Consider the following 17,138-nt stretch of genomic DNA (forward strand, 5'->3'; position numbering starts at 1 on the left):
CCAATTTCGAGAAAACCCCATGCGCGCCATCGACCCGACACGCTCCCTGTTGCTCGTCATTGATTTCCAGGCCCGGCTGATGCCCGCCATCGCCGAGGGCGAAGCGGCGATCCGCTCGGCCGCGAAGCTGCTCGCCATCGCCGCGATGCTGGACATTCCCCGCCTGTTCACCGAACAGAACCCGACGCGCCTGGGCGCCACCGTCGAGGCGCTGCCGGTCGAGGGCGAGCCGGTGGCCAAATTCGCCTTCGACGTCTGCCGCGAGGCGGGGTTCATCAAGCGCATCCCCGCCGACGCGCAGGTGGTGGTCACGGGCTGCGAGGCGCATGTCTGCGTGCTGCAAACCGTGCTCGGCCTGCTCGACGCCGGGCGCAAGGTTTTTGTCGCGCAGGACGCCATCGGCTCGCGCAAGCCCGAGGACAAAAGCGCCGCGATCCGGCGCATGGAGCGCCACGGCGCCGAAATCGTCACCAGTGAAATGGCGGCGTTCGAATGGCTGCAAACCGCCGAGCACCCGCGCTTCCGTCAGGCGATCGCGCTGATCAAGTAAATCAGCCGGCGGGCTTGCGGATGCGGTAGAGCGTGAAGCGGCGCTCGGAGGCCAGCGGCTCCAGCAGGTCCGGCAAAGGGTTTTGCGCCGGCGCGGCGATCAGATAGACGTAATCGTAATCCCGCGGCCACGAGCGGAACGCCTCCTCCTCCAGCGCCGCGCCGCGCGTCGCCCCGACGAGATCGTCAAGGCTGACCAGCGGCGCGTTCTGCGGATTGAGCCGCGCGAACGGCGGGCGCGCCACCAGCGGCTGCTTGCCCGGATCCGCCATCAGCGTGGAAACCAGCGCCTTGGCGTAGGGCGCCGCCAGCGCCGGCGCGTGATAAAGCGGGGCGATGTCCTGGTCGCGGAACGGATTTTCCTCGACCGCGCTCGCCACCAGCACTTTTTTGCCGCGCTCCAGCTTTGAGAACGAGGCGATCACGGCGGCGTAGTCGGCGCGATACGAGGTCCAGACCCAGGCGGTGTGCAGCAGATTGGCCGCAACCAGCCCGGCCATGACGCCCAGCAGCGCGCGCCGGACCCGCGCATCCGGCCAATCGACCGCGATAAAGGCGGGCAGGATCAAGGCCGCCGCCGCCAGCACGCGCACATCCATATAAGAGCCGTACATCGCGCCCTGCATTTTTTCGGGCGTGACGAGATAAAGCGCGGCGAAGCCGACGGCGAGAAAGCCGCCCGCCGATTCGAGCCGCAGCGCGCCGGCGCGGCGCAGCCGCGAAACCATCAGAATCAAGCCGCCGAGCGAGAGCGTCGCGAGCAGCAGATCGCCGCCATTGAGCGCCACCGCCGGCCACAGCGGCTTGGCCGCCCAGGCCCAGTCGAACTGTTGCGCCGCGCCGGACGCCCCGCCCCGCCCGAGCAGCGCCGCCCCGGCCGCGACCGGCGCCGCCAGCAGCGCCAACTCGCCGGCCAAAGGCCCCGGCGCGCGCGCCCGCCAGCCCCGCCAAAGCTCGTAAACGCCCAAAGTGAAGCCATAAGCGGCGAAGGCGAACAGATGGCAGAGGTAAAGCGCGACCACGCAGACGCCATGCAGCGCGAAGCGCGCGACGACGCCCTTTTCGCGCAGGGCGATCCAACCGGCGACTCCCCACAGCGTGACGCCCAGGCCAAACTCGAAATTGACGAAGCCGCGCGCGAAGGGAAAGGCGTTCAGCGCCAGCAGCGCCATAAAACCGCTGAGCTGCAGCCGCCGCTTCACGGCATATTCCAGCGCCATCGCGCCGGAAATCAGCAGAACCTGCGCCAGCAGCAGGAACAGCCGCGCCGCCGTTTCGATAGGCATGAAGCGGCCAAGCGGCGGAACGATCAGGTCCATCGCCAGATTGGGGTAAAAACCCCAGGACGCGGCGTAATAGGGCGAGGGATCGCCGGCGCGCTCGGCGGCGAGCAGCGCCATCCGCGCGAGATGATTGGGATAATCGGTCAGCGCCGGAATCGGCGTCGCCAAAGTCAGGCCCAGCGCCGCAAGGCACAGCAGGCCAAAGATCGCGCGCCCGCTCATTGCGCGACCGCCGGCGCCTTGAGGATGCGATAGAGCGTGAAGCGCGGCCGCCGGTCGATCTCCTGCAGCAGATCGGGCATGAGATTGTCGCGCGGCGGCCCGACATAATAGAGATAGTCGTAATCGGCGGGCCAGGCGGCGAGATAGTCCGGCCCGGGCGCCCCCGCCCTGATGCGCGCCAACACATCGAGGCCGAGCGGGCCTCTGTCGGCCGAATTCAGCCGCTCGAATCCCGGGCGCATCGCCAGCGGCTGCTTGCCGCCGGTGGCCATCAGGGTCGTCACCAGCGCCTGCCGATAATGCGCGGCGAGCGTCGGCCCGTGGGTCATCGGCGCCTGTTCTAGATTGGCGAAGGGCGAATCGCCGCCCTCCCCGGCGACCACGATCTTGGCCTGCAGCGGGATTTTGTCGAACGAGGCGAGCAAGCCGGCGTAATCGTCGCGATAGGACAGCCACAGCCGCCCGGTGACCGCGAGATTGACCAGCACCAGCGCCGCGAGGGCGGCGGCGGCGCGGCGGCGCCAGAGGTCGTCGGGACAGCGCACGGAGATGAAGGCGGGCAGGATCAGCGCGCCGCCCACCACCACGCGCACATCGACAAAGGCGGTGTCGCGCAGCACCATCGGCGTCGCGAGATAAAGCAGGCCGAAGCCGGGCGCGAGCCAGCCGCCGGCGCCCTGCGGGCGCAACCCGGCCTTGCCCAGGCGCAGGGCCATCCAGGCCAGCAGATTGAAGCCGACCAGCGAAACCGGCAGACTAAAACCGTTGAGCGCCAGAACCGGCCAGACCGGCTTGTGCAGCCAATCCCAGTCATTGCCGGAATTGCCGATCGCGGCGCCGTTCAGCGCCATCGCCGCCAAGGCCGCCGCCGCCGGCGCCGCCAGCAGGACCAGCGTTCCCGCCAGCGCGGCGGGCGAATCGCGGCGGACATGGGCGCGATGCAGCTCGCACACGCCGAGGGTGAAGCCGTAAAGCCCAAGCGCGACCATATGGCAGGCGAACAGCGCGGCCACGAACAGGCCATGGACCGCGAAACGCAGCGCGGCAGGCTTTTCGCGCAGGGCGATCCAGGCCGCCACGCCCCACAGCGCCACGCCGCAGCCAAACTCGAAATTGACGAAGCCCCAGGCGAAGGGGATGGAATAAAGCAGCAGCAGCGCGATGAAGCCGGCATAGTCGAACCGGCGCTTCACCGCCCATTCCAGCGCCACCGCGCCGCCGACGATCAGCATTTGCGCCGTCAGCAGGAAGATCTGCGCCGCCCGATCGACGCCGGTCCAGCGCGCCAGCGCCGGCACGGTCAGGTCCATCGCCAGATTGGGATAAAGCGCCCAGGCCGCCCGGTAATAGGGCGAGGCCGCGCCGCGCCCTTCGTCGAACAGCAGGTGCATCCGGGTGAGATGATTGAGAAAATCGTCGAGCGGGGCGATCGGGCAGGCCAGAGTGAGGCCGAAGGTCAGGCCGCAGGCGAGGACGAACAGCGCCGGCCAGAGCATCGCCAGCCAAGACGCGCCCGGCCGCGCGGCCGCCGGCATCGAATTCCACAACACCATTCCGCCCGCCCAATGTCGCCGCTGACGCCGCAGCTTACGGAACGACATTTGAACAGGCCGTTAAGCGCGGCTCACAGCGCCGGGGCCGGCGCGGCCGCCATGAACTGCGCCCGCGCCAGCGCCGCGAAGCGCCCGCCGCGCGCCACCAGCTCGTCAAAACTCCCGGCCTCGACGATCCGGCCCTGCTCGAACACCAGAATGCGGCTCGCGCCGCGAATGGTGGCGAGCCGATGCGCGATGACGAAAGTGGTGCGCCCCTTGGTGGCCGCCTCCAGCGCCGCCTGCAACTGCTTTTCGGTGGCGGCGTCGAGCGCGGAGGTGGCCTCGTCGAACACCATGATCGGCGGGTCCTTCAGCAAGGCGCGCGCGATGGAGACGCGCTGGCGCTCGCCCCCCGACAGCGACCGTCCGCGCTCCCCGACCAGGGTTTTCACGCCGTCCGTCTGGCGCGAAACGAAGTCGCTGGCCTGCGCCCGTTGCAGCGCCCGCGCGATCTCCTCGGGCGAGGCGTCGAGCTTGCCGACCCGCAGGTTTTCCTCGATCGAGCGGGCGAACAGCATCGGCTCCTGAAACACCACGCCGATGTTGCGGCGCAGCGCCGACAGTTTCATGTCGCGAATGTCGATCCCGTCGATGCGGATGGCGCCGGAATTGGGGTCCATGGCGCGGTGCAGCAGGCTGAGAGTGGTGGACTTGCCCGAGCCGGTCGACCCCACCAGCGCCACCGTCTCGCCCGGCTTGACCGTGAACGAAACGTCATTGACGGCCATCCGCCGGGAATCGTAGGCGAAGCAGACATGGTCGAACGTCACCTCGCCGCGCAGCCGGCCGGGGTCGAGCGCGCCCGGCTTGTCGGCGATGGCGGGCGAGGTGTCCATGATCTCGAAGAATTCGCGGATCTTCGGCGCCTGCATGAACAGGTTGTTGATGAAGCCGACCACGCCTTCGAGCTTGGCGATCAGCATGGTGGCGAAATTCATGAAGGTGACGATCTCGCCGATGCTGGCGAGCTTGTGCAGGTGCAGCCAGACGCCGACGAGGAAGATGCCCACCAGCGACAAGGTGGAGGCGGCGCGCGTCGCCACCGCCGCCAGCGCCCACCACGACAGGACCGGCATTTGCGCGGTCAGGATCAGCCGGATGATGTCATGCAGCCCGCGCGATTCGTTCTCGATGCGGGTGAAGGACTGGATCACCGGGAGATTGCCGAGCACGTCCGAGGCGCGCTCCGCCAGCTGGGCGTTATAGACCTCGACATGGGCCTGCAGGCCATGGGTGCGGCGAATGACGAAAGTGGTGAGCGCGCCGAACAGCGCCACCAGGATCACGAGAATCAGGCCGAGCCGCCAGTTGAGAAACAGCGTGGTCGGCAACAGCACGAACAGGGCGACCAGCGAGGCGCAATTCTCGCGAAAGAACGACAGCCAGATCATGAACATGCCGCCGGAGGCGTCGAGCATGACCTTCAACAGCCGGCCGGAATGGGTGGCGGTGTGGAAACTCAGCGGCAGGCCGAGAATATGATCGAAATAATCGGCCATCGCGCCGAGGCGGCGGCGATGCGACAGGCGGTCGGAATGCAGCGCCACCGTCACGGCGGCGACGATGGAGAACAGGCCGAAGCCGACCCAGGCGGCGATCAGCGGCTGCAGGGTCAGCCAGGTGTCGCGCTTGCCATGCGCGTCGAGCCGGGTCATCGCGTCGATGATGCGCCCGAACAGGACGGGTTCGACGAATTGCGCCCCGGCCAGCGCCAGATTGGCGAGCACCAGCACGATCGCGAGGTTTTTCTCCGGCGCGAGCTGGCGCAGGATGCGGGCGTAAACCTTGAGGATCGACATGACATTCAACCCGTCGCGTTCGAGAGCGGCCTCGCCGCGGCTCACGAAGGCCGCAACAATTGCTCGCCGGGGATAAAAGCGTCGAAAGCCGCCCAGAATTTGGCGCGAATCTCCGCCCGCTCCATCAAAATCTCATGACGGGCGCCGGGCAGCACCACACAGAGCGCGTTTTTCAGCCGTTTGGCCAGATTCTCCACCGCCGGGGTCGAGACCAGCCGCTCGTCGCCCGCCGCCAGCATCAGCACGGGAACTTTTATGCGCTCGGCGTAGCCCGGTTCGGCGAGGCGATCCATCAGTTGATAGGCGGCGTGAACCCAGCCCACGGTCGGCTCGCCGATGCGCAGGCGCGGACAGGCCGCCACGATCCGCGCCGTGCGCTCGAAGCGGGCGCGGTCGGCGCTGAGAATATTACCCTCGAATCGTTTCTCGCACAGCATTTTCGAGCCGCCGCCGGGGATGAAGGCGCGCGACAGGCCCGCGGCGACGAAGGCGCTGGCCAGCAGCCGGGCGTAATCCGAGCCGGGAAAACCATACAGCCCGAGCATGGGCGCGGTGGCCGCCACCCGCGCGAAGGGCGAGCCGTCGCGCGCCGCCGCGTGATCGAACAGGGCCGCCGCGCCCATCGAATGGGCCAGCGCGAACCAGGGTCGGGGCGCGTCGGGTCCCAGAACCTGCTCGACCAAAGCGTCGAGATCGTGGCGGTAATCGGTGGAATGGACGACATGCCCCTTGGCCGGATTGGGCAGCAGGCGCGGCGACAGCCCCTGTCCGCGCCAATCGAACGCCACCACGAAATAATTGCGTCCCAGCAGTTCGCCGATCAGCTCGTAATATTTCTCGATGAATTCCGAGCGCCCCTGCACGATGACCACGGTTCCCAGCGGCTTAGCCTCCGGCCGCCAGTAAGCGGCGCGCAAAAGGGCGCCGTCGCGCGCGCGCAGGCGCACGATATGGGCGCCGGGCGGGCAGGGATTGGCGGGCGTGTCGAACAGTTCCATGAGCGCTCTCTTTTTTTCACCATATCGCGCAGGTTCGTCTTGAAAAGCGGTTTCGCGCTCCCAAATCCAATCTGCGCGGGCCGTAACGGACGCGCCCCGGATCGGGTCGAAAGACCGGCCCGGCCGGAAATGACGTCGCTTCAACCATGTCGCTCAATGGAGGATATGACATGCGCACTTTCGATCTGTCTCCCCTTTATCGCTCCACCATCGGTTTCGACCGGCTGTTTTCGCTGCTCGACCAGAGCGCCGGCGCCGAGGCGCCCGCCGCCTATCCCCCCTATAATATCGAGCGCACCGGCGAGAACGCCTATCGCCTGACCCTCGCGGTGGCCGGCTTCGCCGAGACCGAGCTGTCGATCGAATCGCGTGAGAACACGCTGACGATCAAGGGCGGCAAGGACGCCAATCCCGAAGCCGAGGCGCGTGAAATGCTTTATCAGGGCATCGCCGCCCGCGCCTTCGAGCGCCGGTTCCAGCTCGCCGACCATGTGCAGGTCACAGGCGCGCGGCTTGAAAACGGGCTGCTCCACGTCGATCTCGTGCGCGAGATTCCCGAAGCTCAGCGCCCGCGCCAAATTCCGATCGGCAAAGCCGGCCCCCGGGTCGTGGACGCGTCCAAGGCGGCTTAAACTCCTTCTCTCTCCTCGCGGGAGAAAAGGACGCGCCCGAAGGGCGAGACGGACGATGGGTTCAACGGGCGCGAATTTCGCGCCCGTTTCTATTGCGGCAGCTTATCCACCTTCGGCGCGCCCGGCTGCGGCCTCAGCGGCTTGATCGGGCTCAGGGCGGAATCGGCGTTGGACCTGGCTTCCGGCCGCGGCGGCGGCGGCTCGATGACCACGGCCTCCTCATCGACGGGCGGCGGGGGCGGCGGCGCCTCGGCCATCTTGGGCGGCGGCGGCGGCATCACCTCCTCGGGCGGGGCCATCGGCGGCGCGACGCCGAGCCGGTCGGCGTCGAGCGGACCGGCCGGATGGACCGGCGGCCCCAACGGCGGCGGCGGCGGAGCCTCCGCATTGATGCGCGGGCGCGGCCGGTCGGGCGCGGCGCGCGCCAGCGTCACCGACAGCACTTCCCCGGTCGCCGCGTCCAAAGTGAACCGGCGCTCGGCGCCCGAGGCGTCGCGGCCATAGGCGATGATCTCCCGCCCGCGCAGGCGCGGCTTGCCGACGATGCGCGCGCCCTCGCGGCGCAGAATGACGCGAGCCTGATAGGCGGGCAACACGACCTGCGGGGGCGGCGGGTCCGGCGGGCTGAAGAAGAATTTAAAGTAGGGGCCGGTGTCGATGTCCATGGCCTGCGCCGGCGCCCCGGCCAGCAGCAGGACCAGGGCCGCAAATCCGGCTTGCGTCAACCCAAGGCGCGACATCGTGTCCCTTTCGTCAGGCGCGAGCCGAGACGGCCGCGGTTTCCTATGCCCGCCAAAGGCTAGATCCCGATCCTGCCGCGAGCCTTGCGTGGCGAAATGCGCCGCCTTGTGGCGTGAAATCGCATTGAAATCTTGGGAACCCTGTATATAGACGGGTTGTGCGGCCGAACCAATTCTGGCAATGTCGCGCGCCGCTAAATAGGACAGCCTTACTGACCATTCAGCGCTCCGCAAGGCGCGGACGGTGGCGGACTGGCCCCGCCAGGCAATGGTTTTCGCAGCAACGGGCAGGATGAACGGGCATGAACAAGCAGCAGGGTTCTGATTTTTCGCGCAATGTCGCCCCGCATGATGGGGATATTGCGGCGAAAAAAGCCCCCGCCGCCGCTCACGCCGAGAGGGATGCTGGTATGGATACGTCTGCCGTGAATGGTCTGCCTCCCGCGCAGGGCCTTTACGATCCGCGCAACGAGCATGACGCGTGCGGCGTCGGCTTCGTCGCCAACATGCACAACAAGAAGTCGCATGACCTCGTGCGCATGGGCCTGCAGATTCTGCTGAATCTCGACCACCGCGGCGCGGTCGGCGCCGATCCCAAGGCCGGCGACGGCTGCGGCATGTTGATGCAGATTCCCCACCGCTTCTTCGCCGAGGAGGCCAAGCGGCTCGGCTTCGCTTTGCCCGAACCCGGCAAATACGCCGTCGGCAGCCTGTTCTTCCCGCGCGACCCCGAAGGCCGCAAGATCGTCCAGGACGTGTTCGAGCGCGCCATCGCCGACCAGGGCCAGAAGCTGCTGGGCTGGCGCGACGTTCCGGTCAATCCGTCGGTGCTCGGCGAATCCGTCATCCCGACCGAACCGTGCTGCCGTCAGGTGTTTATCGCACAGGGCGACAATGCGCCGGACCAGACCGTGTTCGAGCGCAAGCTGTTCATGATCCGCAAGATCGTCTCCAACGATCTGCGCGCCCTCGGCAATCCCAAGACCAAGGGCTGGTATCCGGTTTCGCTGTCCTCGCGCACCATAGTCTATAAGGGCCTGCTGGTTGCGACCGCGCTGGGCGAATATTTCCTCGACCTGCAGGACGAGCGCGTCGAAACCGCCGTCGCGCTGGTGCATCAGCGTTTCTCCACCAACACGTTCCCGTCCTGGCAGCTCGCCCACCCCTATCGCATGGTGGCCCATAACGGCGAGATCAACACGCTGCGCGGCAATGTGAACTGGATGGCGGCGCGTCAGGCATCGGTCTCCTCGCCATTGTTCGGCGACGAGATTTCCAAGCTGTGGCCGATTTCCTACGAGGGGCAGTCGGACACGGCCTGCTTCGACAACGCGCTCGAATTCCTGGTGCAGGGCGGCTATTCCATGGCCCACGCCATGATGATGCTGGTGCCCGAAGCCTGGGCCGGCAATCCGCTGATGGATGAAGACCGTCGCGCCTTCTACGAATATCACGCCGCGCTGATGGAGCCGTGGGACGGCCCCGCCGCCGTCGCCTTCACCGACGGCCGCCAGATCGGCGCGACGCTCGACCGCAATGGCCTGCGCCCCGCCCGCTATCTCGTCACCGACGACGGTCTCGTGGTGATGGCCTCGGAAATGGGCGTGCTGCCGATTCCCGAAGAAAAGATCGTCACCAAATGGCGCCTCCAGCCCGGCCGCATGCTGCTGGTCGATCTGGAGCAGGGCCGCATCGTCGCCGACGACGAGATCAAGAGCGCGCTGGCCAAGCATCATCCCTACAAGCACTGGCTGACCAATTCGCAGATCGTGCTGGAAGACCTGAAGCCCGTGGAAGCCGGCGCCTCGCGCACCGACGTGCCGCTGCTCGACCGCCAGCAGGCGTTCGGTTATTCGCAGGAAGACATCACCTTCCTGATGGCGCCGATGGCCGTCACCGGCCAGGAGGCCGTCGGCTCGATGGGCGCGGACACGCCGATCTCGCCGCTCTCCTCCAAGTCGAAGCTGCTTTATACTTACTTCAAGCAGAACTTCGCCCAGGTCACCAACCCGCCGATCGACCCGATCCGCGAGGAGCTGGTGATGTCGCTGGTGTCCTTCATCGGCCCGCGCCCCAACATTCTCGATCACGAGGGCACCGCCAACAAGAAGCGGCTGGAAGTGCGCCAGCCGATCCTCACCAACGCCGATCTCGAAAAAATCCGCTCGATCGGCCATGTCGAGGACAGCTTCGACACCAAGACGCTCGACATCACCTATGAGTCCGGGCTGGGCGCCGACGGCATGAAGCCGATGCTCGACCGCCTGTGCGACCGCGCCGAACAGGCGGTGACCGGCGGCTACAACATCATCGTGCTGTCCGACCGCATGGTGGGGCCGGACCGCATCCCGATCCCGGCGCTGCTGGCGACGGCCGCCGTGCACCATCACCTGATCCGCAAGGGCCTGCGCACCTCCGTGGGTCTGGTGGTCGAGACCGGCGAAGCGCGCGAAGTGCATCATTTCGCGCTGCTGGCCGGCTATGGCGCGGAAGCCATCAACCCCTATCTCGCCTTCGAGACCCTGGCCGAGATGGCCGACGAATTCCCGGCGGAAGTCGACGGCTACGAGGCGGTCAAGCGCTACATCAAGGCGGTGGACAAGGGCCTGCTCAAGGTCATGTCCAAGATGGGCATTTCGACCTACCAATCCTATTGCGGCGCGCAAATCTTCGACGCCGTCGGCCTGTCCAAGCAACTGGTCGAGGATTATTTCACCGGCACGGCCACGCCGATCTACGGCGTCGGGCTGGAAGAGATCGCCCGCGAAACCGTCGAGCGCCACAAGGCCGCTTTCGGCGACGCGCCGGTCTACCGCAACGCGCTCGATGTCGGCGGCGAATACGCCTACCGCACCCGCGGCGAAGCTCACAATTGGACCCCCGATAGCATCGCCCTGTTGCAGCACGCCGTGCGCGGCAACGCCCAGGACCAGTACAAGGCTTTCGCCAAGCTGCTCAACGAGCAGGCGGAAAACCTGCTGACCATCCGCGGCCTGTTCCGCATCAAGGATGCGTCCGAAGACGGCCGCAAGCCCATCGACATCAGCGAAGTCGAGCCGGCCACCGAGATCGTCAAGCGTTTCGCCACCGGCGCCATGTCGTTCGGTTCGATCTCGCGTGAAGCCCACACCACGCTGGCCATCGCGATGAACCGCATCGGCGGCAAGTCCAACACCGGCGAGGGCGGCGAGGAGAGCGACCGCTTCAAGCCGCTGGCCAATGGCGATTCGATGCGCTCGGCCATCAAGCAGGTGGCCTCGGGCCGGTTCGGCGTGACGACGGAATATCTCGTCAACTCCGACATGATCCAGATCAAGATGGCGCAGGGCGCGAAGCCCGGCGAAGGCGGTCAGTTGCCCGGCCACAAGGTCGATGCGGTCGTCGCCAAGGTGCGCCATTCCACGCAGGGCGTCGGCCTGATCTCGCCGCCGCCGCACCATGACATCTATTCGATCGAAGATCTGGCGCAGCTGATCTACGATCTGAAGAACGTCAATCCGCGCGCCGCCATTTCGGTCAAGCTGGTGTCGGAAGTGGGCGTCGGCACCGTCGCCGCCGGCGTATCCAAGGGGCGCGCCGATCACGTCACCATTTCCGGCTTCGAAGGCGGCACCGGCGCCTCGCCGCTGACCTCGATCAAGCACACCGGCAGCCCCTGGGAAATCGGCCTCGCCGAAACCCACCAGACCCTGGTGCTGAACCGTCTGCGCTCGCGCATCGCGGTGCAGGTGGACGGCGGTCTGCGCACCGGCCGCGACGTGGTGGTGGGCGCGCTGCTCGGCGCCGACGAGTTCGGCTTCGCCACCGCGCCGCTGATCGCGGCGGGCTGCATCATGATGCGCAAGTGCCACCTCAACACCTGCCCGGTGGGCGTGGCGACGCAGGACCCGGTTCTGCGCAAGCGCTTCAAGGGCGCGCCCGAGCACATCATCAACTATTTCTTCTTCGTCGCCGAGGAAGTCCGCGAATATATGGCCAAGCTGGGCTATCGCAGCTTCAATGAAATGGTTGGCCAGTTGCAGATGCTCGACCGCGACAAGGCGATCCAGCATTGGAAGGCCAATGGTCTCGACTTCGCGCGCCTGTTCCACAAGCCGGAGCCGGTCGCGGGCGACACCATCTATCATTCGACCGAGCAGGATCACGGCCTCGAAAAGGCCGCCGACCGCGCCCTGATCGAATCGGCCGCGCCGGCGCTGGAACGCGGCGCCCCGGTGCGGATCGAAACACACATCCGCAACGTGGACCGCTCCTTCGGCGGCATGCTGTCGGGCGAGGTCGCGCGCATCTATGGCCATGCCGGCCTGCCCGACGACACCATCCACATCCGCGCGATCGGCACCGCCGGACAGTCGTTCGGCGCCTGGCTCGCCCATGGCGTGACGCTGGAGCTGGAAGGCGAAGCCAACGACTATGTCGGCAAGGGTCTGTCGGGCGGCCGGATCGTGATCTATCCGTCGCGCGACGCCAAGAAAATCACGCCGGAAAACTCGATCATCGTCGGCAACACCGTGCTTTACGGCGCGATCGGCGGCGAGGTTTATTTCCGCGGCGTGGCCGGCGAGCGTTTCGCGGTGCGTAATTCCGGCGCCGTGGCGGTGGTCGAGGGCGTGGGCGACCACGGCTGCGAATACATGACCGGCGGCGTGGTGGTCGTGCTGGGGCAGACCGGCCGCAATTTCGCGGCGGGCATGTCGGGCGGCATCGCCTATGTTTACGACGCGGACGGAACCTTCGCCTCGCGCTGCAACATGGCCATGGTCGATCTGGAGCCGGTGCAGGAAGAGGAAGACCTCAACCAGCGCCTCAACCACCAGGGCGGCGATCTCACCTCGCATGGCCGCGTCGACGTGATGAGCGACATGACCCGCTTCGACGCCGAGCGCCTGAAGCAGCTCGTCACCAACCACATGCGCTACGCGGGTTCTTCACGCGCCCGCGAGATTTTGGACAATTGGGCGGAGAACCTGCCCAAGTTCAGGAAGGTCATGCCGGTGGAATATCGCCGCGCGCTGGCCGAACTGATGTCGCAGAACGAACAGCGGCCGACCGCCGCCGCCGGAGAATAAGATGGGCAAGGTTACCGGTTTTCTGGAAATCGACCGGCAGGACCGCGGCTACAAGCCGGCCGCCGACCGCATCCGCCATTATTCGGAATTCGTGATTCCGCTGTCCGAACAAGGCACGCGCGAGCAGGCCTCGCGCTGCATGAACTGCGGCATCCCGTTCTGCCACAACGGCTGCCCGGTGAATAACCAGATCCCCGACTGGAACGATCTGGTCTATCGCGGCGATTGGGAAGATGCGGCGCGCAACCTGCATTCCACCAACAATTTCCCCGAGTTCACCGGCCGCATCTGCCCCGCGCCCTGCGAGGCGGCCTGCACGCTGAATCTCGAGGACACGCCGGTCACCATCAAGACGGTGGAATGCGCCATCGTCGACCGCGCCTGGGAAAGCGGTTTCATCAAGCCCGAACCGGCCGAGACGAAGACCGGCAAGAAGGTCGCCGTCATCGGCTCCGGCCCCGCCGGTCTGGCGGCGGCGCAACAGCTCGCCCGCGCCGGCCATGACGTCCATGTCTATGAGAAAAACGCCAAGGCCGGCGGCCTGATGCGTTACGGCATCCCCGACTTCAAGCTGGAAAAGGGCTTGATCGACCGCCGCGTCGCGCAGATGGAAGCCGAAGGCGTGACCTTCCATTACGACGCGCATATCGGCGTCTCCATTCCCGCCAAGGAGATCCTGGACGGCCATGACGCGGTGATCCTGTCCGGCGGATCGGAAAACCCGCGCGACCTGCCGGTTCCCGGCCGCGATCTCGCTGGCGTCCATTTCGCCATGGAGTTCCTGCCGCAGCAGAACCGCCGCGTGTCGCGCGAGCGGCTCGCCAACGACCCGATCCTGGCCTCCGGCAAGCATGTGGTGGTGATCGGCGGCGGCGACACCGGCTCCGACTGTATCGGCACCTCCGTGCGCCAGGGCGCGCTGTCGGTGACCCAGCTCGAAATCATGCCGAAGCCGCCCGTCAAGGAAGACAAGCTGACGACCTGGCCGTATTGGCCGCTGAAGCTGCGCACGTCCTCCTCGCATCTGGAAGGCGCCGATCGCGATTTCGGCGTGATGACCAAGGCGTTTGTCGGCGACACCGGCGTCAAGGCGCTGAAATGCGTGCGCGTCGACGGCAAGTTCCAGGAAATCCCCGGCAGCGAATTCGAGCTGCGCGCGGATCTGGTGCTGCTGGCCATGGGCTTCGTCAGCCCGGTCAAGGAAGGGCTGCTGGAACAGCTCGGCGTGACGCTCGACCGGCGCGGCAACGTGCAGGCCGATACGACCGGCTACCGCACCAGCGTCGACAAGGTGTTCGCCGCCGGCGACATGCGCCGGGGACAATCGCTGGTGGTTTGGGCCATCCGCGAGGGCAGGCAGGCCGCCCGCGCGGTAGACCTGTTCCTGATGGGCGCCAGCGACCTGCCCCGTTGAAGGCGCTCGCCTATCACCAACGCACCAAGCACGGGTTCGGCGGCTTCGCCGCCAGCCCGGACACGCTCGATTGGGACGCGCAGCCCAACCCCTTTCGAGAATTTGCGGGCGCGGAAAAGATCGACCTCGATCTCGCGCCGCTGAACTGCCAATCCAGCCCTTTTTCGCGCGCCGGTCTCGGCGCGTTGCTGCATCTGGGCTTCGGTCTCTCGGCCTGGAAAAGTTTCGGGCCGGATCGCTGGGCTTTGCGCTGCAATCCCTCCAGCGGCAATCTGCACCCGACCGAAGCTTATATTCTCAGCGAGAATTTTTCCGGCGTCGCCGACGGGCTGCATCATTATCTCAGCCGCGACCACGTCCTTGAAAAGCGCCGCGCCGATCCGGCCCACGCCGGCCCGGCCCGCCTGTGGATCGGCCTGTCGTCCATTCACTGGCGCGAAGCCTGGAAATATGGCGAGCGCGCCTTCCGCTATTGCCAGCTCGATCTCGGCCACGCCCTGGGCGCGTTGTCCTATGCCGCGCAAACACTGGGTTTTCGCGCGAAGCTCGTGGACGGCGTCGACAGCGCGCAACTGGCGCGCCTTCTCGGCCTCGATCGCACAGAGGATTTCGGCGCCGCCGAGCGCGAGGACGCCGACGCGCTGGTGGAAATTTTCGCCAGCGCGGGCGAGCCGTCGGCGCCCGCCGCCAAAACCGGAGTTTGGTCCGGCGCCGCCAATATGCTGGACGCCAAGCCGATGTATCGCTGGCCCGTCATCGACGATGTCACACAGGCGACGCTCGGCGGCAGCGCAGGCGCCGAAAATTTCATCGCACAGGCCCGCGCGCCTGCGGAAAAAATCACCGCCGACCTGATTCTGCAGCGGCGCAGCGCCCAGGCGTTCAACCCGAAGCATCGGATGACGCCGCAGGATTTCTTCGACGTTCTCGCCGCGCTGGCGCCGCAAAACCCTCCCTTCGACCTCTGGGGCTTCGCGCCGCGCATCCACCCGCTGCTGTTCGTCCACCGCGTCGAGGGCCTGCCGCAAGGCCTCTACGCCCTGCCCCGCAGCGCCGAGGGCGAGGCTTTGTTGCGCAAGAATTTTTCCGGCGATTTCGTCTGGCGCAAAGTTTTGGGCGCGCCCGACTCGCTGCCGCTCTACCTGCTGAAGGAGATGGACGCGCGCGGTCTGGCGCGGCGGCTGTTCTGCAACCAGGGGATCGGCGGCGATTCGTCGTTCGGCGTCGCCATGCTGGCCGAGTTTGGACCGCTGGTCGAAGCCAATCCCTGGCGCTACCGGCAATTGCACTGGGAAGCCGGCCTGATCGGACAAGCCCTTTATCTCGAAGCCGAGCGCGTAAACCTGCGCGGCACGGGGATCGGCTGCTATTTCGACGACGAGACCCATGCCCTGTTCGGCCTGAGCGGCCCAGACCTGCAAAGCCTCTACCATTTCACGGTCGGCCTGCCCTATGTCGATGCGCGGCTCGCCACCGAACCCGCCTATCCGAACAAAGTGCGCCCGGAGCGTTTCGCATGACGCTCGAAGACTGGCTGCGCGCCGAAAATTTCGCAAACCTGTCCGCCCGCGACGCCAACCAATCGACGCCGCTGATGCGCGCCGCGCAAAAAGGCGATCTCGCCATGGCGAAAGAGATTTTGGCGGCGGGCGCCGACATCGCCGCGCTCAACGTCGACGGCAACAACGCCCTTTGGCTGGCCTGTTTCGGCGAAAATCTCGCGCTGCTCGACCTGCTGATCGAGGCGGGCGCCGACGTCAACCATGCCAATTGCAATGGCGCGACCGCGCTGATGTTCGCGGCCTCGTCGTCGCGCACGGCGGTGGTGGCGCATTTGTTGAAGCGCGGCGCCGATCTCGCGGCCGAAACGCCGGACGGTTTTTCGGCGCTGGACATGGCGGGCGACGCCGAAATTTTGCACATGCTGCGCGCGGCGCGCCAAAAGGCGCGCCGCGGCTGATCACCGCTGCGGCACGATGACGAGCCGCTCGACCAGTTCGCCGCCCTTCAAATGGGTCTCGACGATCTCGTCAACATCCTCCGGGGTTTTCGGCGCGTACCAGACGCCTTCGGGATAGACCACCATCAGCGGTCCCGCGCGGCAGAAGCCGAGGCAGCCGGCGGCGGTGAACCCGACCTCGCCGATCCCTTCGGCTTCCAGCTTGCGCGACAAACGATCCCACAGCGGCTGGGCGCCCTGCGATCCGCAGGAGCCGCGCGGATGACCCGGCGGGCGCTGGGTGTAGCAGGCGAACACATGCCGCTTGTAAACCTGCGGCACGTCGGCGAAGGCCGGGGCGACGTGGACGTTCATGCGCCCACCTTTTCGATGCCGTTGTCGGCCAGCAGCTTGGCGAATTCGCCGCTGGCCGCCATTTCGCGCACGATGTCGCAGCCGCCGACGAACTCACCCTTCACATAAAGCTGCGGGAAGGTCGGCCAGTTGGAATATTCCTTCAATCCCTCGCGGATGAAGGGGTCGGCGAGCACATTGACCGAATCGTATGTCACGCCGAACCCATCCAGCACTTTGACCACCGCGGCGGAGAAACCGCATTGCGGCGCGGCGGGAACGCCCTTCATGAACAGGATGATATCGGCGCCTTCGACAATGGCTTTTATGCGCTCGCTGGTTTTTTCCGACATGAAATGACCTCTTGGCTGAACGCGGCCGGGCGGATGGCCGCGTTTGATCTGGATCAAAGCAAATTTGGGACCACGCCATTGTTCCCTCTTCGCGTGCGCGGGGAGAGGGAACCTGCCCCGTCGCTATTTTGCGTCGCAACATCGACAGGGGGCCGTGTCCGAAACCCGACGCGAGCCCCGGCCCCGGACTT

The 17,138-nt window shown here is 66.5% G+C and carries 13 protein-coding genes; 6 read left to right on the plus strand and 7 right to left on the minus strand.

The window, feature by feature from the left end; genetic code table 11:
* Positions 1–19: 19 nt before the first annotated feature.
* The gene (locus tag CFB24_RS07395) at positions 20–550 is read left to right on the plus strand and encodes an isochorismatase family protein (protein WP_088519927.1); all 531 of its coding nucleotides are present in this window, start codon (positions 20–22) and stop codon (positions 548–550) included.
* A 1-nt stretch (position 551) separates the two neighbouring features.
* On the opposite strand, the gene CFB24_RS07400 is transcribed toward CFB24_RS07395, so the two are convergent.
* From CFB24_RS07400 to CFB24_RS07415, 4 genes are all read right to left on the minus strand, one after another.
* Entirely contained in the window at positions 552–2,054 is a 1,503-nt protein-coding gene (locus CFB24_RS07400) for a hypothetical protein (protein WP_088519928.1), read from the minus strand.
* Positions 2,051–3,607 carry a hypothetical protein gene (locus CFB24_RS07405; RefSeq protein ID WP_088519929.1) on the minus strand — a complete coding sequence of 519 codons (1,557 nt, stop codon included), beginning with the start codon at positions 3,605–3,607 and terminating at the stop codon, positions 2,051–2,053. Before CFB24_RS07405 ends, CFB24_RS07400 begins: the two co-directional genes overlap by 4 nt.
* Positions 3,608–3,678: 71 nt before the next feature.
* Positions 3,679–5,448: a glucan ABC transporter ATP-binding protein/ permease gene (locus CFB24_RS07410; RefSeq protein WP_088520125.1), complete on the minus strand. Its 1,770-nt coding sequence runs from the start codon at positions 5,446–5,448 to the stop codon at positions 3,679–3,681.
* Between the two features lie 41 nt (positions 5,449–5,489).
* A complete protein-coding gene (locus CFB24_RS07415; RefSeq protein WP_088519930.1) occupies positions 5,490–6,446 on the minus strand; it encodes an alpha/beta fold hydrolase in 957 nt (318 codons plus the stop codon).
* A 170-nt stretch (positions 6,447–6,616) separates the two neighbouring features.
* On the opposite strand from CFB24_RS07415, the gene CFB24_RS07420 reads away from it, so the two are divergent.
* Positions 6,617–7,078, plus strand: a complete 462-nt coding sequence (locus CFB24_RS07420) for an Hsp20 family protein (protein ID WP_088520126.1) — start codon at positions 6,617–6,619, stop codon at positions 7,076–7,078.
* An 89-nt stretch (positions 7,079–7,167) separates the two neighbouring features.
* Here CFB24_RS07420 and CFB24_RS07425 read toward each other — a convergent pair whose 3' ends face one another.
* Positions 7,168–7,818 carry a hypothetical protein gene (locus CFB24_RS07425; protein ID WP_141098383.1) on the minus strand — a complete coding sequence of 217 codons (651 nt, stop codon included), beginning with the start codon at positions 7,816–7,818 and terminating at the stop codon, positions 7,168–7,170.
* Positions 7,819–8,120: 302 nt separating this feature from the next.
* Here CFB24_RS07425 and gltB point away from each other — a divergent pair, with 302 nt between their 5' ends.
* Genes gltB through CFB24_RS07445 form a run of 4 tightly spaced genes read left to right on the plus strand, consistent with a single transcriptional unit; the run spans position 8,121 to position 16,261 of the window.
* A complete protein-coding gene (gltB, locus tag CFB24_RS07430; RefSeq protein WP_170068137.1) occupies positions 8,121–12,887 on the plus strand; it encodes a glutamate synthase large subunit in 4,767 nt (1,588 codons plus the stop codon).
* 1 nt (position 12,888) lies between these two features.
* On the plus strand, positions 12,889–14,301 hold the full coding sequence (locus CFB24_RS07435; protein WP_088519932.1) for a glutamate synthase subunit beta: 1,413 nt from the start codon (positions 12,889–12,891) through the stop codon (positions 14,299–14,301).
* A complete protein-coding gene (locus CFB24_RS07440) occupies positions 14,298–15,821 on the plus strand; it encodes a nitroreductase family protein (protein WP_088519933.1) in 1,524 nt (507 codons plus the stop codon). Before CFB24_RS07435 ends, CFB24_RS07440 begins: the two co-directional genes overlap by 4 nt.
* Complete coding sequence (locus CFB24_RS07445) at positions 15,818–16,261, plus strand: ankyrin repeat domain-containing protein (RefSeq protein WP_088519934.1); 444 nt, start codon at positions 15,818–15,820, stop codon at positions 16,259–16,261. The genes CFB24_RS07440 and CFB24_RS07445 overlap by 4 nt, the downstream gene beginning before the upstream one ends.
* Here CFB24_RS07445 and CFB24_RS07450 read toward each other — a convergent pair whose 3' ends face one another.
* Positions 16,262–16,615 (minus strand): (2Fe-2S) ferredoxin domain-containing protein, encoded by a 354-nt coding sequence (locus CFB24_RS07450; protein ID WP_088519935.1) that lies wholly within the window; start codon positions 16,613–16,615, stop codon positions 16,262–16,264.
* Positions 16,612–16,947: a Grx4 family monothiol glutaredoxin gene (gene grxD, locus CFB24_RS07455; protein WP_088520128.1), complete on the minus strand. Its 336-nt coding sequence runs from the start codon at positions 16,945–16,947 to the stop codon at positions 16,612–16,614. Before grxD ends, CFB24_RS07450 begins: the two co-directional genes overlap by 4 nt.
* Positions 16,948–17,138 lie beyond the last annotated feature (191 nt).

This window comes from Rhodoblastus acidophilus, from assembly GCF_900187365.1.
Lineage (GTDB): Bacteria > Pseudomonadota > Alphaproteobacteria > Rhizobiales > Beijerinckiaceae > Rhodoblastus > Rhodoblastus acidophilus.

Bases quoted from the DNA above. Each gene is read 5' to 3' on its own strand.
- CFB24_RS07395 (WP_088519927.1), top strand. From the start codon at position 20: ATGCGCGCCATCGACCCGACACGCTCCCTGTTGCTCGTCATTGATTTC.
- CFB24_RS07400 (WP_088519928.1), bottom strand. From the start codon at position 2,054: ATGAGCGGGCGCGCGATCTTTGGCCTGCTGTGCCTTGCGGCGCTGGGC.
- CFB24_RS07405 (WP_088519929.1), bottom strand. From the start codon at position 3,607: ATGGTGTTGTGGAATTCGATGCCGGCGGCCGCGCGGCCGGGCGCGTCT.
- CFB24_RS07410 (WP_088520125.1), bottom strand. From the start codon at position 5,448: ATGTCGATCCTCAAGGTTTACGCCCGCATCCTGCGCCAGCTCGCGCCG.
- CFB24_RS07415 (WP_088519930.1), bottom strand. From the start codon at position 6,446: ATGGAACTGTTCGACACGCCCGCCAATCCCTGCCCGCCCGGCGCCCAT.
- CFB24_RS07420 (WP_088520126.1), top strand. From the start codon at position 6,617: ATGCGCACTTTCGATCTGTCTCCCCTTTATCGCTCCACCATCGGTTTC.
- CFB24_RS07425 (WP_141098383.1), bottom strand. From the start codon at position 7,818: ATGTCGCGCCTTGGGTTGACGCAAGCCGGATTTGCGGCCCTGGTCCTG.
- gltB (WP_170068137.1), top strand. From the start codon at position 8,121: ATGAACAAGCAGCAGGGTTCTGATTTTTCGCGCAATGTCGCCCCGCAT.
- CFB24_RS07435 (WP_088519932.1), top strand. From the start codon at position 12,889: ATGGGCAAGGTTACCGGTTTTCTGGAAATCGACCGGCAGGACCGCGGC.
- CFB24_RS07445 (WP_088519934.1), top strand. From the start codon at position 15,818: ATGACGCTCGAAGACTGGCTGCGCGCCGAAAATTTCGCAAACCTGTCC.
- CFB24_RS07450 (WP_088519935.1), bottom strand. From the start codon at position 16,615: ATGAACGTCCACGTCGCCCCGGCCTTCGCCGACGTGCCGCAGGTTTAC.
- grxD (WP_088520128.1), bottom strand. From the start codon at position 16,947: ATGTCGGAAAAAACCAGCGAGCGCATAAAAGCCATTGTCGAAGGCGCC.